Here is a 15,662-nt window from a genome sequence, read left to right as displayed (position 1 = left end):
GCTTCCTATACTCGGTCGGAAAAACAATTTCCGGAGACGAGCCCACATGAACGCACCCGATCGCGCCGCGCTAGCCGCCGCCACTGTTTCGCTGGACGACAAATACACGCTGGAGAAAGGCCGTGTCTATATCAGCGGCACGCAGGCGCTGGTGCGCTTGCCGATGCTGCAAAAGGCGCGCGACCGCCGCGCCGGACTGAACACCGCGGGCTTCATCTCGGGCTATCGCGGCTCGCCGCTCGGCGCGCTCGATCAGTCGTTGTGGAAGGCGAAGAAGCATCTGAAGGATAACGACATCGTCTTTCAGCCGGGCGTGAACGAGGATCTCGCGGCCACGTCCATCTGGGGCACGCAGCAGGTCAACCTGTGGCCCGGCGCCGAGCGCGATGGCGTGTTCGGCATGTGGTACGGCAAAGGCCCGGGCGTGGACCGCACCGGCGACGTGTTCAAGCACGCGAATTCCGCCGGCACCGACAAGCACGGCGGCGTGCTCGTGCTAGCGGGCGACGATCACGCGGCGAAGTCGTCGTCGGTTGCGCATCAGTCGGATCATGCGTTCATCGCGGCGGGCATTCCGGTGCTGTATCCGTCGAATGTTCAGGAGTATCTCGACTACGGCCTGCACGGCTGGGCGATGAGCCGTTACTCGGGTCTATGGGTCGCGATGAAATGCGTGACAGACGTAGTCGAATCCACCGCATCGATCGATCTGGATCCGGATCGCGTCGAGATCGTCACGCCTGCCGATTACGCGATGCCCGAAGGCGGCCTCAACATTCGCTGGCCCGACTCGCCGCTCGCGCAGGAAGCGCGTCTGCTCGATGAAAAGTGGTACGCGGCGCTGGCGTATGTGCGAGCGAACAAGCTCAATCGCGTGGTGATCGATTCTGACAAGCCGCGCTTCGGCATCATCACTGCGGGCAAGGCCTATCTCGATGTGCGCCAGGCGCTCGTCGATCTCGGTCTCGACGACGCGACCTGCGCGCAGATCGGTTTGCGCGTGTTGAAAGTGGGCTGCGTCTGGCCGCTCGATGCGCAGGACGCACGCGCGTTCGCAACGGGTCTCGAAGAGATTCTCGTCGTCGAAGAGAAGCGGCAGATTCTCGAATATGCATTGAAGGAAGAGCTTTACAACTGGCGCGAGGACGTGCGGCCACGCATCTACGGCAAGTTCGACGAGCGCGACAACGAAGGCGGCGAATGGTCGGTGCCGCGCGGCGACTGGCTGTTGCCCGCGCATTATGAGCTGTCGCCCGCGTTGATCGCGAAGGCGATCGCCCGCCGTCTCGCACGCGCCGATCTGCCCGAGGACGTGCGCGCACGCATGCTCGCGCGCGTTGAAACCATCGAAGCGAAAGAGCGCGAGGCGATCAAGCCGCGCGTGGATGTCGAGCGCAAGCCGTGGTTCTGCTCGGGTTGTCCGCACAACACATCGACGCGCGTGCCCGAAGGTTCGCGCGCGCTCGCGGGCATCGGCTGTCATTACATGTCGATGTGGATGGACCGCAAGACCGAGACATTCAGCCAGATGGGCGGCGAGGGCGTCGCGTGGATCGGCCAGATGCATTTTCACAGCGACAAGCACGTGTTCGTCAATCTCGGCGACGGCACGTATTTCCATTCGGGCCTGCTCGCGGTGCGCGCGGCCATCGCGGCGAACGCGAACATCACGTACAAGATTCTGTATAACGACGCCGTGGCGATGACCGGCGGTCAACCCGTCGACGGCGTGCTAACCGTGCCGCAAATCGCGCATCAGGTGTCTGCGGAAGGGGCGAAACGCATTGTCATCGTGACGGACGAGCCGCAGAAATACGATGCGAAGATTGCGCTCCCCGAAGGCGTGAACGTGCATCATCGCGACGAGCTGGATCGCATTCAGCGCGAGCTGCGCGATACGCAGGGCACGACCATCCTGATCTACGATCAGACCTGCGCGACCGAAAAGCGCCGTCGCCGCAAGCGCGGCACGTATCCCGATCCGGCGCGCCGTGCGTTCATCAATGAGGCCGTCTGCGAAGGCTGCGGCGATTGCTCGGTGCAATCGAACTGCCTTTCCGTCGAGCCGATGGACACGCCGCTCGGCACCAAGCGCAAGATCAATCAATCGTCGTGCAACAAGGACTTTTCGTGCGTGAAGGGCTTCTGCCCGAGCTTTGTCACGGCTGAAGGCGCGCAGGTTCGCAAGCCCCGTGCCTCGAAGGAAAGCAAGCCTGATTTCGACAAGCTGCCGTTACCCACGCTCCCCGCTTTGTCGAAGCCTTACGGCATTCTCGTGACGGGCGTAGGAGGCACGGGCGTGGTGACGATCGGTGGTCTGATCGGCATGGCGGCGCATATAGAACGCAAGGGCGTGACCGTGCTCGACATGGCCGGTCTCGCGCAAAAGGGCGGCGCGGTGCTGAGCCACGTGCAGATCGCGCCGGAGCCGCAGGCGCTACATGCGACGCGCATCGCGACGGGCGAAGCGCGGCTCGTGATCGGTTGCGATGTGATCGTGTCGGCATCGAACGATGTGCTCTCGCGCACGCGTCATGGCATGACGCAAGCCGCCATCAATAGCGGCGCGACGCCGACCGCCGAATTCGTCACCAACGCGCAGTGGACGTTCCCCGCCGCGCAGACGGAGCAGGCATTGACGCAGAGCATCGGCGCGGGCTGTGCGTTCATTGACGCCAATGCGCTCGCGTTGAAGCTGCTCGGCGATACGATCTATTCGAATCCGCTATTGCTCGGCTTTGCGTGGCAAAAGGGCTGGCTGCCGCTAGAACTCGAAAGCCTGAAGCGCGCGATCGAACTGAATGGCGTGGCGGTCGAGAAGAACGTGCTCGCGTTCAACTGGGGACGTCATGTCGCGCAGCATGGCGTGGGCGATCTGATCAAGTCCACGCAGCAGGCGATCGTCATGAAGATGCCGGAGTCGCTGGAAAACGTGATCGCGACGCGCGAAGCCTTGTTGACGGCGTATCAGAACGAAGCGTATGCGCGTTCGTATCGCAGCGTGATCGAGCGCATCCGCGACAAGGAAAATGCGTTGAACGCGAAGCTGCCGCTGACGCGCGCGATCGCCGTGAATCTCGCGAAGCTCATGGCCTACAAGGACGAATACGAAGTCGCGCGCCTCTATGCCGACCCCGCGTATCTCGACAAGCTGCGCGAGCAGTTCGAAGGCGAGCCGGGCCGCGATTACAAGCTGATGTTCCATCTCGCGCCGCCGCTGTTCGCCAAACGCGACGAGCATGGCCATCTCGTCAAGCAGCGCTTCGGTGCGTGGATGCTGCCCGCGTTTCGCGTGCTCGCGAAGTTGAAGGGCTTGCGCGGCACGTCGCTGGATGTGTTCGGCAAGACGGAAGAACGCCGCACCGAACGCAGGCTGATCGCGGATTACCTCGCGCTAGTCGATGAGTTCTGCGCGACGCTCGACGTGGACCGCTTCGACACCGCGCTGCAACTCGCGAAGCTGCCCGATGCGATTCGCGGCTTCGGCCACGTGAAGGAGCGCAACATGGCGGCTGCGGCGCAGAAGCGCGAGCGTTTGCTCGAAAGCTATCGCACGCCGGTGCCGATGGCGGCGACGGCCTGATCGCCATACACATCGCGGGCGGCATCGCGCAACGCTTCGACCATGACTTCGGTCGCTGGCGTGAACAAGCGGTCCGCCCGCGTCACGATGCCGAAGTCATCCATCTGGCAGTCCATCGGCAAAGGCAGCATCGCAACGACGCCATGTCGCGCGTAGTACAGTGCGACATCTTCCGCGAGCACGGCGATCATGTCGCTTTGCTCCAGCAATTGCGTGATGAAGAGAATCGCCGCCGTCTCGACCACATTCGATGGCGGCGCGAGGCTCGCGCGCTGAAACGCCAGATCGAAGCGATGTCGCAACACGCTGCCCGCAGGCGGAACGAGCCACGCGGCATCGCGCACGTCGCGTAACGTAAGCGACTTCTTCTTCAGCAACGGATGACCCGCGCGCACGACCGCGCGCACCGGCTCGCCGGCAAGGGGCTCATAACGCAACTGCACCTTGTCATGCTCGACCGATAAACGGCCGATCACGATATCCAGCTTCTCCTGCGCCAGCCGTTCCAGTAACACGTTGCTGGTATCGATCTCCACCGAGATGCGGATATCCGCATGCACGCGCTTGACGGCTGCGACGGCCGCGGGCAACAGCCGCACGCCTGGCGACGTGATCGCGCCGATGGCCACATGCCCGAGCCGTCCCGACGCGAGCGCGACCAGTTCTTCCTGAGCCTGATCGAGACTGCCGAGCACCGCGCGCGCATGGCGGATGATCGCGTCGCCATACAACGTGGGATGAACGCCACGCGGCCCGCGCTCGAACAGCGTGACGCCGAGCGTCTCTTCGAGCTCGCGCAACAACTTCGACGCGGCAGGCTGAGTCATGTTCAGCACCGCCGCCGCGCGATGCACATTGCCTTCTTCCGCAAGCGCCACCACGAGCAAGAGCTGCCGTGTTTTCAGGCGGTTACGCACATACCAGGGATTGGGATTGAGCAGCATTTAAGGGTTTATACGAATGCTGATTTGGATATCGAACACGTCCAACTTTTCATTGGTCGATTATCGCGCGGCCTCTTAGACTTCGCCACATATCGAATTTGACGGGGAAGACACCGATGTCGGCATCGAAGCCCAAGCTGCGCTCCGCGCAGTGGTTCGGCACCAATGACAAGAACGGCTTCATGTATCGAAGCTGGATGAAGAACCAGGGCATTCCCGATCACGAGTTCGACGGCAGGCCGATCATCGGCATCTGCAATACGTGGTCGGAACTCACGCCGTGCAATGCGCACTTTCGCAAGATCGCGGAGCACGTGAAGCGCGGCGTGTTCGAGGCGGGCGGCTTTCCGGTCGAGTTTCCGGTGTTCTCCAACGGCGAATCGAACCTGCGTCCCACGGCGATGCTCACGCGCAATCTCGCCGCGATGGACGTCGAAGAAGCCATTCGCGGCAATCCCATCGATGCGGTCGTCCTGCTCACCGGTTGCGACAAGACCACGCCCGCACTCCTGATGGGCGCGGCAAGCTGCGACGTTCCCGCGATCGTCGTCACGGGCGGCCCGATGCTGAACGGCAAGCTCGACGGCAAGAACATCGGCTCGGGCACGGCGGTGTGGCAACTGCATGAGTCGTTGAAAGCGGGCGAGATCGATCTGCATCAGTTCCTGTCGGCGGAAGCGGGCATGTCGCGCTCGGCGGGCACCTGCAACACGATGGGCACCGCATCGACGATGGCGTGCATGGCCGAAGCGCTCGGCACGTCCTTGCCTCACAACGCCGCGATTCCCGCCGTCGATGCACGCCGCTACGTGCTCGCGCACATGTCGGGCATTCGCATCGTGGAGATGGCGCTCGAAGGGCTGACGCTCTCGAAGATCCTCACACGCGAAGCCTTCGAGAACGCGATCCGAACGAATGCGGCGATCGGCGGCTCGACCAACGCGGTCATCCATCTGAAGGCGATCGCGGGGCGCATCGGCGTGCCGCTCGAACTGGAAGACTGGACGCGCATCGGCCGCGATACGCCGACCATCGTCGATCTGATGCCCTCGGGACGCTTCCTGATGGAAGAGTTCTATTACGCGGGCGGTTTGCCTGCGGTGCTGCGGCGTCTCGGCGAAGCCAATCTGATCCCGCATCCCGATGCGCTGACCGTGAACGGCAGGTCGCTTTGGGAGAACGTGAAGGGCGCGCCCATCACCAACGATGAAGTGATCCGCAAGCTCGACAATCCCTTGATCGACGACGGCGGCATTCGCGTGCTGCGCGGCAATCTCGCGCCGCGCGGCGCGGTGCTGAAGCCATCCGCCGCGACGCCTGAATTGCTGAAGCATCGCGGTCGCGCGGTCGTGTTCGAGAACCTGGAGCATTACAAGGAACGCATCGTCGATGAGTCGCTTGACGTCGATAAAGACTGCGTGCTCGTCTTGAAGAACTGCGGACCGAAAGGTTATCCGGGCATGGCCGAGGTTGGCAACATGGGCTTGCCGCCGAAGCTCTTGCGTCAAGGCGTGAAAGACATGGTACGCATCTCCGACGCACGCATGAGCGGCACCGCATACGGCACGGTGGTGCTGCACGTCGCGCCGGAAGCAGCGGCGGGCGGACCGCTCGCGGCGGTGCGCGACGGCGACTGGATCGAACTCGATTGCGACGCGGGCACGCTGCATCTCGACATCAGCGATGAAGAACTCGCGGCCCGCATGAGCGATCGCGAGCCGCTGCGCAAGCACGGCGATGGCGGCTATCAGCGGCTCTATGTCGAACACGTATTGCAGGCCGACGAAGGTTGCGATCTCGACTTCCTCGTGGGCAAGCGCGGCGCGGCCGTGCCGCGACATTCGCATTGAACCTCACACAAGAACCTGAGAACGAAAGCATGAGCAGCTTCTCGAATCCGCGCTATCGCGGCATCTTTCCGGTCGTGCCGACGACCTTCAGCGAATCCGGCGAACTCGATCTCGAAAGCCAGAAGCGCGCGGTCGATTTCATGATCGATGCAGGATCGGACGGCCTCGCGATTCTCGCCAACTTCTCCGAGCAGTTCTCGCTCGCCGACGACGAACGCGACACGCTCACGCGCACGATTCTCGAACACGTCGCGGGCCGCGTGCCGGTGATCGTCACGACATCTCATTACGGCACGCGCGTGTGCATTGAGCGCAGCCGGCGCGCGCAGGAACTCGGCGCGGCGATGGTCATGGCAATGCCGCCGTATCACGGCGCGACCTTTCGCGTGCCCGAAGTGTCGATCTACGACTTCTATGCGCGTCTCTCGGATGCGTTGACGATTCCCGTCATGATCCAGGACGCGCCCGCTGCGGGCACGCCGCTGTCCGCGCCGTTTCTCGCACGCATGGCGCGCGAGATCGAGCAGGTGTCGTACTTCAAGATCGAAACGCCGGGCGCGGCGAACAAGCTGCGCGAATTGATCCGGCTCGGAGGCGAAGCGATAGAAGGTCCGTGGGACGGCGAAGAAGCGATCACCTTGCTCGCGGATCTCAACGCGGGCGCGACCGGTTCGATGACCGGCGGCGGCTTTCCCGACGGCATTCGTCCGATCATCGACGCGCATCGCAATGGCCGCGCCGATGAAGCGTTCGACCTCTATCAGCGCTGGCTGCCGCTCATCAATCACGAGAACCGGCAAGCGGGCCTGCTCGCGGCGAAGTCATTGATGAAGGCGGGCGGCGTGATCGCGTGCGAAGCGCCGCGTCATCCGCTGCCTGCGATGGCGCGTGAAACACGCGAAGAATTGATCGCGATTGCAAGACGTCTCGATCCGCTCGTGTTGCGCTGGGCGCGATAGCGTTATCGTTAGCGCTCTGACAATCCATCGGAAGGAGACGAACGCATGAAACCTGTTTATAAGCTCGGTGTGATCGGCATCGGCAAGATCGCGCGGGATCAGCACTTGCCCGCCATTGCGGCGCAACCGGGCTTCGAGCTCGTCGCGTGTGCGAGCCGCAATGCGAGCGTCGAAGGCGTGTCCAACTATCAGGATATCGACGCGCTGCTCGCGGCCGAGCCTTCCATCGAAGCGGTGTCGTTGTGCGCGCCGCCGCAAGTGCGCTATGCGCAGGCGCTCGCCGCGCTCGAAGCGGGCAAGCATGTGATGCTCGAAAAACCGCCCGGCGCGAGCGTGAGCGAAGTCGAAGCCCTGCATGAAATCGCACGCGCACGCGGCTGCACGCTGTTCGCTTCGTGGCATTCGCGCGCGGCGAGCGCGGTGGAACCGGCGCGCGCATGGCTCGCGTCGAAGGACGCGGGCGCGATTCGCACGGTCGAAGTGCGCTGGAAGGAAGATGTGCGCCGCTGGCACCCGGGACAGCAATGGATATGGGAGCCGGGCGGTCTTGGCGTGTTCGATCCGGGCATCAACGCATTGTCGATCGTCACGCGCATTCTGCCGCATGAGATCGCGCTGCGCGGCGCCACGCTCACCATTCCCTCGGATACCTCCACGCCGATAGCCGCCGAACTCGATTGCATCGCGACCAACGGCGCGCCGGTGCGCGCGGTGTTCGACTGGCGTCATGGTCCCGTTGAGGAATGGGACATCGATATCGACACCGATGCGGGACGTCTCTCGATGCGAGAGGGCGGCAAGCGTCTGTCCATCGCGGGCAAGGAGATCGATGTCGGCGCCGAGCGCGAATATCCGGCGTTGTACGAGCATTTCCACGAACTCATCGCGACGAAGCAGGGCGATGTCGATGTACGTCCCTTACGTCTCGTCGCCGATGCGTATCTGAACGGACGGCATGTCGAAACCGAGGCGTTCGGTCGTTAGTGACGCAAGCAGATTCAACACACAAGCAAACACAAAGGAGACACCGCATGACCAGCACTTTTCGCCGCCTGACCTTGCGCGCCATGATCGCCGCGATGATCGCCGCGCCCTTCGCGATGCACGGCGCAGCGTTTGCCGACGAGCCGCTCAAGATCGGCTTTCTCGTGAAGATGCCCGAGCAGGCATGGTTCATCAACGAGCAGAAGGCCGCAACTTCGCTCGGGCAGAAGGAGAACTTCACGTCGGTGAACATCGGCACGCCGGACGGCGAGAAGGTGCTGGCCGCCATCGACAATCTCGGCGCGCAAGGCGCCCAGGGCTTCGTGATCTGTGCGCCCGACGTGCGTCTCGGACCGGCGATTGCCGCGCGCGCGAAACGCTACAACATGAAGTTCGTGTCGGTCGATGACCAGCTCGTCGATTCGTCCGGCAAGCCGCTTTCGAACGTACCGCATCTGGGCATGTCCGCATTCAAGATCGGCAATCAGGTGGGCGACGCGATCGCGGGCGAAATGAAGCGGCGCGGCTGGAAGCCCGAAGAAGTGGGCGCGTTGCGCATCACCGATTACGAGCTTCCGACCGCGAAGCTGCGCACCGAGGGCGCGACGCAAGCGCTGATCGCGGGTGGCTTCAAGAAGGAAAACATCTTCGATGCGCCGCAAAAGACCACCGATGACGAAGGCGGGTTCAATGCGTCTTCGCCCGTGCTCGCGCAGCATCCTAACATCAAGAAGTGGGTGATCTTCGCGCTCAACGAAGAGAGCGTGCTGGGCGGCGTGCGCGCGACGGAGCAACTGCATATTCCTTCGTCGGATGTGATCGGCGTCGGCATCAACGGTGCGGGCGAGGCGTTCGCGGAGTTCCAGAAGAAGGAGCAGACGGGCTTCTTCGGCACCATCGCCGTCAGTTCGACGAATCACGGCAAGGACAGCGCGCAGAACCTCGTCAACTGGATTCGCAACGGCAAGCAGCCGCCCGCCGACACGCAAACCACCGGCAAGCTGATGACGCGCGAAAACTGGAAGTCGGTGCGCACGGATCTCGGCATCTGAGGCGACATGGACACGACGACGCTTGATGAAACGCGCACGGCGGCCTCCGCCGGCTATCTGGAGCTCGAAGGCATCACCGTGAGCTTCCCGGGCGTGCGCGCGCTCGACGGCGTCTCGCTGTCGGTGCGCGCGGGCGAGGTGCACGGGCTGATGGGCGAGAACGGCGCGGGCAAGTCGACGCTGCTCAAGGTGCTGTCCGGCGTGAACAAGCCGATGGCGGGTACGCTTGCGCTCGACGGCGTGGAGCATCGTTTCACGTCGACGCGCGAGGCGATCGCGGCGGGCATTGCGATCATCTATCAGGAACTGCATCTCGTGCCCGAACTGACGGTCGCGGAGAACCTGATGCTCGGAGCAATGCCCAATCGCATCGGCGTGCTCGATGAACGCGCGCTCGTCGCACGGGCGATGAAAGAGCTGGAGCGTCTGGGTGAGCGCATCGATCCGCGCACGCCGGTGAAGAATCTCTCCATCGGCCAGCGTCAGATGATCGAGATCGGCAAGGCGCTGATGCGCGATGCCCGCGTGATCGCCTTCGACGAACCGACCAGTTCGCTCTCGGCGCGCGAGACCGCGCAGCTCTTTCGCATCATCGATGCGTTGCGTGCCGATGGCCGCGCGATCATCTACGTGACGCATCGCATGGACGAGGTGTACGAGCTGTGCGATCGCGTGACGGTGTTTCGCGACGGCAAGCGCATCGAGACCTTCGAGTCGGTCGCGGATCTCGAACGCGACAGGCTCATCGGCTGCATGGTCGGCCGCTCGATCAGCGACGTGTACGGCTATCGTCCGCGCGAAGCCGGTGACGTGATGATCGAAGCGAAATCGCTGCTGGGGCCGGGGCTGAAAGAGCCGGTGTCGTTCGCGGCAAGACGCGGCGAGATTCTCGGATTCTTTGGACTGGTCGGTGCGGGCCGATCGGAGTTGATGAAGCTGCTCTACGGCGCGGCGAAACCGAGCGCGGGTCATGTCGAGCTGAAGGGCAAGCGCGTCGCGTTCGCGAGTCCGCGCGATGCGGTGCGCGCGGGCATCGCGCTGTGTCCCGAGGATCGCAAGCAGGAGGGCATCGTCGCGATTGCATCGGTGGCGGACAACCTCAACATCAGTGCGCGCCGTCATTTCAGTCCCGCGCGCTTCCTGCTCGATGCGCGCCGCGAACGGGCGCTGGCGCAGGAATACATCGCGAAGCTCTCGATCAAGACGCGCAGCGGCGAAACGGCCATCGGCACGCTTTCGGGCGGCAATCAGCAGAAAGTGATCCTGTCACGCTGGCTCGCTGAACAGATCGACGTGTTTCTGATGGACGAGCCCACGCGCGGCATCGACGTCGGCGCGCGCGCTGAAATCTACAACCTGTTGTACGAACTCGCCGAAGCAGGGCGCACCGTCATCATGGTGTCGAGCGATCTGGCCGAAGTCATCGGTGTCGCGGATCGCATCATCGTGATGAAGGAAGGGCGCATAGCGGGTTCGTTGTCCAAGGCCGACGCTACGCCCGACGAACTCATCAAGCTCGCGCTGCCGCGTTGACGGCACCGCACTGAAGGACGAACACGTTATGAGTCAACTCATGCAAACTCCAGGCACCTCCGCAAGCGATACCGCCGCCCCGATCACGTCTTCGCAGGCGCGCATGTGGGACCTCATCAACAAGTCGGGCATCGTGGTGGTGTTCCTCGTGCTGTTCGCGGCGCTGTCCGTGACGGTGCCCGGCTTTCTCACGCCGCGCAACATTCAAGGGCTCTTGCTCTCCGTGACGCTGATCGGCTCCATTGCGGTCACCATGATGTTCGTGCTCGCATTGGGCGAAGTGGATCTGTCTGTCGCGTCGATCGTCGCGTTCGCTGGCGTGATGGCGTCCACTGTCATTACAGCGACGCACAGCGTCATGCTCGGCATCGTCGCGGGCGTGCTCGCGGGTGGAGCGGTCGGGCTGGTCAACGGCGTGCTGATCGCGCGCTTCAGGATCAACTCGCTGATCGCCACGCTGGCGATGATGGAAGCGGTGCGCGGCCTCGCGTTCCTCACATCGAACGGCGACGCGGTGATGATCTCCGAAGAAAGCTTCTTCGATCTCGGCGGCGGCTCCTTTCTCGGCATCTCGTTTCCGATCTGGAGCAATATCATCGGCTTCGTGGTGTTCGGCTTCCTGTTGAAGAAAACCGTGTTCGGCAAGAACGTGCTCGCGGTGGGAGGAAACAGCGAAGCGGCCACGCTCGCGGGTCTGCCGGTCACTCGCATCAAGATCACGGTGTTCGTGCTGCAAGGGCTCGTCACCGGCTTCGCGGGCGTGATGCTCGCCTCGCGAATGAGTCTCGGCGACCCGAAGACATCGGTGGGGCTCGAACTCGGCGTGATCTCCGCGTGCGTGCTCGGCGGCGTGTCGCTGACGGGCGGTGTCGCGACGATCTCCGGCGTGCTCGTCGGCGTGCTCATCATGGGCGGGGTGCAGGACGCCATGAGTCTGCTCAACGTGCCGACGTTCTATCAGTATCTGATTCGCGGCGGCATCCTGCTGCTCGCCGTGCTCTTCGATCAGTTCCGCCGCAGCAAGCGCGCGGTCTGAGCGTCATGCGCTCTGCCGGTCGATGATCGCGAATCCCGTATCGATGCGTACATCGGCCGGCTCGGTCTCGCCATCGAAGCGCGCGAGCAGCGCCTGTGCCGCGCGCATGCCGATGATCGCGCCGTCGATCCGCACGGTCGACAGCGCGGGATAAACATGCGCCGCCGTGCTGAGGTCGCCGAAGCCCATCACGGCGATATCGCGCGGCACCTTCATGGCGCGGCTCGCGGCTTCGGCGAGCACGCCTTGCGCGAGCGTGTCCGAGCTGCACACGACGATTTCCGGCGCATTCGCTTCGAGCAGACGGTTCAATCCTTCGCGTCCCGCCTGCAAGGTCGCGGGCGCGGGCAGCACTTCGAATGGCGGCTTCGCGACGCGATGCTTGGCCAGCTCGCGCTTGAGGCTCTCGCATCGCCGCAAGCCGCGCGGATCGTCGACCGAGACGATGCCGAACTTTCGATAACCCTTTGCAAGCAGATGGCGCGCCACCTGCTTGCCGACGTCCTCATGCGAGAAGCCGATCATCATGTCGATCGGTTTGTCCGCAAGGTCCCATATCTCGACCACCGGAATGCGTGACTTCGTGAGCCGCTCAATGGTGGCCTTGCTATGGCTCGTGCCCGCGAGCACGATGCCGTCCGGACGACGGCCCATGATCGCCTCGACGAGCGCTTCCTCGCGCTCCTGCGAATACGCCGTCAAGCCCATAAGCGTCTGATAGTTCGATGAGCTCAGGCCGTCCATCAATGCCTGAACGGTATCGGAGAAGATCGAGTTCGCGATGGTCGGCACGAGAATCGCGACGAGCCGGCTCTTGCTGCTCGCGAGTCCGCCAGCCAGCATGTTCGGCACATATCCGGTCTTGCGCACCGCGTCCAGAACCTTGCGCTGCGTTTCGCTGCGCACGAGTTCGGGGCGGTTGAGCGCACGCGAGACTGTCATCGGCGCGACGCCTGCAACGCGTGCGACATCGATCAGCGTCACGCTTTCGCCCGAGCCCGTAGCGACTGCCTTTCGTTCGTATTTCTTCACCATCTGCACTCGTCCTGCATGGGCGCCTTCTGCGCGATGACATCAGTGTAAACGATAGTGATTGCGCAACCATCGATGCTTGAATGATTGCGCAATCATTGTATCATCCAGTCCATGAAGCGATAAGGCAAACTCAGGAGACCCCTTGGAAACCGCTATTTCCGCAACGAAACGCACCAACGTGCGCTGGTTCATCCTCGCGATGATCTTCATCGTCACGGTGTTCAACTATGTCGATCGCGCGACGCTGTCGATCGCGGCGCCGAGCATGCGTCACGAACTCGGCTTCGACGCGCTGACCATGGGCATCGCGTTTTCGGCGTTCGGCTGGGCGTACACCGGCATGCAGATTCCGGGCGGCCTGATTCTCGACCGCTTCGGTGCGCGCATCGTGCTCGGCGCGAGTCTGATCGTGTGGTCGGCGCTCACGTTCATGCAGGGCTACGTGCACATGTTCGCATCGGCGTTCGGCGCACTGTTCGTGCTGCGTTTTCTCATGGGCATCGCCGAATCGCCCGCGTTTCCCTGTAATAGCCGCCTGACGGTGATGTGGTTTCCGAGCGCGGAACGCGGCCTCGCGACTTCCGTGTTTCAACTCGCGCAGTACTTCGCGCTCGCCGTGTTCACGCCGGTCATGACCTACACCGTGAGCGCATGGGGCTGGCATTACGTGTTCTTTACGACCGGCGCGGTGGGCATTCTCATTGGCCTGTGGTGGCTCAAGGCGGTGCGCGAACCGCAGCGCGATCATCGCGTGAATGCGGCGGAACTCGACTACATCGCGGCGGGCGGGGGATTGCCGAAGATGGGCGACCGCCCACAGCCGTTCCGATGGAAGCAGGTCAGCGCCATCGCGGCCAACCGCATGATGATCGGCATCTACATCGGACAGTTCTGCCTTACGTCGATCACATGGTTCTTTCTTACCTGGTTTCCCACCTACCTGATCGAAGCAAAGGGCATGTCGATCCTGAAGGTCGGTCTCGTGGCCGCGCTGCCTGCGATTGCGGGATGCGTCGGCGGACTGATCGGCGGCGTATGGTCGGACTGGATGCTCAAGCGCGGCTTCTCGCTCACCGCCGCGCGCAAGACGCCGATCATCTTCGGCCTCGTGCTCTCCAGTTCGATCGTCGTGGCGAACTATGTGCAGTCGACGTCCATCGTGATTCTCGTGATGTCGATCGCGTTCTTCGCGAAGGGCGTGGGCAATCTCGGCTGGTGCATCGTCGGCGATGTGTCGCCACGACACGCGATGGGCATCAGCGGCGGCATCTTCAACTTCTGCGGCAATCTCGCGAGCATCGTCACGCCGCTCGCGATCGGCTGGATGATCAAGCGGACGGGCTCGTTCGAAGTGGCGCTTACCTATGTGGCGACGCTTTCATTGCTCGGCGCGTTCGCGTATCTCGTCATCGTCGGCAAACTGCAGCGTCTCGATCCGGACGAGCGCGACGGCGCATCCGGCGAGCGCAGCGCGCCCGCACCACTCGAACCGCGCCACGGCAATTGAGCGCACGACATTACCTTCAGCAAAGGACTCGCATCATGAACACGACATCGTCAAACGACCAGATCAAATGGATTCGCGTCGCATCCACATTTCTGCCGCTCGCCAATCCGATCAGCGACGCCAAGGTCCTCACCGGCCGTCAGAAACCGATGACGGAGATCGCGATTCTGTTCGTAGAGATCGAAACCGCCGATGGTCATCGCGGCCTCGGCTTCAGCTATTCGAAGCGCGCGGGCGGTCCCGGCCAGTTCGCGCATGCGAAGGAAATCGCGCCGGTGCTGATCGGCGAGGACCCGAGCGATATCGCGCGCCTGTGGGACAAGCTGGCATGGGCGGGCGCATCGGTGGGGCGCAGCGGCATGGCCGCGCAGGCCATCGGCGCGTTCGACGTGGCGCTGTGGGACCTGAAAGCGAAGCGCGCGAATCTGTCGCTCGCGAAACTGCTCGGCGCGCATCGCGATTCGGTGCGCTGCTACAACACGTCGGGCGGCTTTCTGCATACGCCGCTCGATCAACTGCTCGTGAACACGGACGCTTCGCGCGAGAAGGGCATCGGCGGCATCAAGCTGAAGGTCGGGCAGCCGGATTGCGCGCTCGACATTCATCGCGTCGCGACCGTGCGAAAGCATCTCGGCGACAGCTTCCCGCTGATGGTCGATGCGAACCAGCAATGGGACCGGCCGACCGCGCAACGCATGTGCCGCACGTTCGAACAGTTCAACCTGATCTGGATTGAGGAGCCGCTCGATTGCTACGACGCGGAAGGTCATGCCGCGCTCGCCGCGCAGTTCGACACGCCGATCGCAACGGGTGAAATGCTGACGAGCGTGTCCGAGCATTGGGACTTCATCCGCCAGCGCGGCGCGGATTACCTGATGCCGGATGCGCCACGCGTCGGCGGCATCACGCCCTTCCTCAAGGTAGCCACGCTCGCGGACCATGCCGGCCTGATGCTTGCGCCGCACTTCGCGATGGAACTGCACGTGCATCTGGCAGCATGCTATCCGCGCGAGCCGTGGGTCGAGCATTTCGAGTGGCTCGAACCGCTGTTCAACGAGCGGCTCGAAACGCGCGACGGCCGCATGATCGTGCCGACGCGCCCGGGCCTCGGGCTCACGTTGAGCGAGCGCGTTGCCGGATGGACGGCTCAGGAAGCGGAGATCGGCACGCGCGCCTGAA

The 15,662-nt window shown here is 63.3% G+C and carries 11 protein-coding genes; 9 read left to right on the top strand and 2 right to left on the bottom strand.

Annotated elements, in window-relative coordinates; all coding sequences use genetic code 11:
• Nucleotides 1-46: 46 nt before the first annotated feature.
• A complete protein-coding gene (locus AWB79_RS05960) occupies nucleotides 47-3,583 on the top strand; it encodes an indolepyruvate ferredoxin oxidoreductase family protein (RefSeq protein ID WP_061166427.1) in 3,537 nt (1,178 codons plus the stop codon).
• On the opposite strand, the gene AWB79_RS05955 is transcribed toward AWB79_RS05960, so the two are convergent.
• Nucleotides 3,547-4,527, bottom strand: a complete 981-nt coding sequence (locus tag AWB79_RS05955) for a LysR family transcriptional regulator (RefSeq protein WP_232470828.1) — start codon at nucleotides 4,525-4,527, stop codon at nucleotides 3,547-3,549. The genes AWB79_RS05960 and AWB79_RS05955 overlap by 37 nt on opposite strands.
• Nucleotides 4,528-4,643: 116 nt before the next feature.
• Here AWB79_RS05955 and AWB79_RS05950 point away from each other — a divergent pair, with 116 nt between their 5' ends.
• Genes AWB79_RS05950 through araH form a run of 6 tightly spaced genes read left to right on the top strand, consistent with a single transcriptional unit; the run spans nucleotide 4,644 to nucleotide 11,941 of the window.
• Nucleotides 4,644-6,377, top strand: coding sequence for an IlvD/Edd family dehydratase (locus tag AWB79_RS05950; protein WP_061166426.1), 1,734 nt, complete (start codon nucleotides 4,644-4,646; stop codon nucleotides 6,375-6,377).
• A 29-nt stretch (nucleotides 6,378-6,406) separates the two neighbouring features.
• Nucleotides 6,407-7,336, top strand: a complete 930-nt coding sequence (locus tag AWB79_RS05945; RefSeq protein WP_061166425.1) for a dihydrodipicolinate synthase family protein — start codon at nucleotides 6,407-6,409, stop codon at nucleotides 7,334-7,336.
• 45 nt (nucleotides 7,337-7,381) lie between these two features.
• The gene (locus AWB79_RS05940) at nucleotides 7,382-8,320 is read left to right on the top strand and encodes a Gfo/Idh/MocA family protein (RefSeq protein WP_061166424.1); all 939 of its coding nucleotides are present in this window, start codon (nucleotides 7,382-7,384) and stop codon (nucleotides 8,318-8,320) included.
• Nucleotides 8,321-8,367: 47 nt separating this feature from the next.
• A complete protein-coding gene (locus tag AWB79_RS05935) occupies nucleotides 8,368-9,372 on the top strand; it encodes an arabinose ABC transporter substrate-binding protein (protein WP_061166423.1) in 1,005 nt (334 codons plus the stop codon).
• Between the two features lie 6 nt (nucleotides 9,373-9,378).
• Complete coding sequence (gene araG, locus AWB79_RS05930; protein ID WP_061166422.1) at nucleotides 9,379-10,905, top strand: L-arabinose ABC transporter ATP-binding protein AraG; 1,527 nt, start codon at nucleotides 9,379-9,381, stop codon at nucleotides 10,903-10,905.
• 40 nt (nucleotides 10,906-10,945) lie between these two features.
• Nucleotides 10,946-11,941 carry an L-arabinose ABC transporter permease AraH gene (gene araH, locus AWB79_RS05925; protein ID WP_061166421.1) on the top strand — a complete coding sequence of 332 codons (996 nt, stop codon included), beginning with the start codon at nucleotides 10,946-10,948 and terminating at the stop codon, nucleotides 11,939-11,941.
• Between the two features lie 3 nt (nucleotides 11,942-11,944).
• On the opposite strand, the gene AWB79_RS05920 is transcribed toward araH, so the two are convergent.
• On the bottom strand, nucleotides 11,945-12,976 hold the full coding sequence (locus AWB79_RS05920; RefSeq protein ID WP_061166420.1) for a LacI family DNA-binding transcriptional regulator: 1,032 nt from the start codon (nucleotides 12,974-12,976) through the stop codon (nucleotides 11,945-11,947).
• A gap of 199 nt (nucleotides 12,977-13,175) precedes the next feature.
• On the opposite strand from AWB79_RS05920, the gene AWB79_RS05915 reads away from it, so the two are divergent.
• Complete coding sequence (locus AWB79_RS05915; RefSeq protein WP_061166511.1) at nucleotides 13,176-14,483, top strand: MFS transporter; 1,308 nt, start codon at nucleotides 13,176-13,178, stop codon at nucleotides 14,481-14,483.
• Between the two features lie 35 nt (nucleotides 14,484-14,518).
• The gene (locus AWB79_RS05910) at nucleotides 14,519-15,661 is read left to right on the top strand and encodes an L-talarate/galactarate dehydratase (RefSeq protein WP_061166419.1); all 1,143 of its coding nucleotides are present in this window, start codon (nucleotides 14,519-14,521) and stop codon (nucleotides 15,659-15,661) included.
• The last annotated feature ends 1 nt before the right edge of the window (nucleotide 15,662 follow it).

This window comes from Caballeronia hypogeia, assembly GCF_001544875.2.
GTDB lineage: Bacteria > Pseudomonadota > Gammaproteobacteria > Burkholderiales > Burkholderiaceae > Caballeronia > Caballeronia hypogeia.
This window is presented reverse-complemented; position numbering and strand designations above follow the sequence as displayed.

Excerpts from the sequence above, each read along its gene's own strand:
- AWB79_RS05960 (WP_061166427.1), top strand. The coding sequence starts at position 47 with ATGAACGCACCCGATCGCGCCGCGCTAGCCGCCGCCACTGTTTCGCTG.
- AWB79_RS05955 (WP_232470828.1), bottom strand. The coding sequence starts at position 4,527 with ATGCTGCTCAATCCCAATCCCTGGTATGTGCGTAACCGCCTGAAAACA.
- AWB79_RS05950 (WP_061166426.1), top strand. The coding sequence starts at position 4,644 with ATGTCGGCATCGAAGCCCAAGCTGCGCTCCGCGCAGTGGTTCGGCACC.
- AWB79_RS05945 (WP_061166425.1), top strand. The coding sequence starts at position 6,407 with ATGAGCAGCTTCTCGAATCCGCGCTATCGCGGCATCTTTCCGGTCGTG.
- AWB79_RS05940 (WP_061166424.1), top strand. The coding sequence starts at position 7,382 with ATGAAACCTGTTTATAAGCTCGGTGTGATCGGCATCGGCAAGATCGCG.
- AWB79_RS05935 (WP_061166423.1), top strand. The coding sequence starts at position 8,368 with ATGACCAGCACTTTTCGCCGCCTGACCTTGCGCGCCATGATCGCCGCG.
- araG (WP_061166422.1), top strand. The coding sequence starts at position 9,379 with ATGGACACGACGACGCTTGATGAAACGCGCACGGCGGCCTCCGCCGGC.
- araH (WP_061166421.1), top strand. The coding sequence starts at position 10,946 with ATGCAAACTCCAGGCACCTCCGCAAGCGATACCGCCGCCCCGATCACG.
- AWB79_RS05920 (WP_061166420.1), bottom strand. The coding sequence starts at position 12,976 with ATGGTGAAGAAATACGAACGAAAGGCAGTCGCTACGGGCTCGGGCGAA.
- AWB79_RS05915 (WP_061166511.1), top strand. The coding sequence starts at position 13,176 with ATGATCTTCATCGTCACGGTGTTCAACTATGTCGATCGCGCGACGCTG.
- AWB79_RS05910 (WP_061166419.1), top strand. The coding sequence starts at position 14,519 with ATGAACACGACATCGTCAAACGACCAGATCAAATGGATTCGCGTCGCA.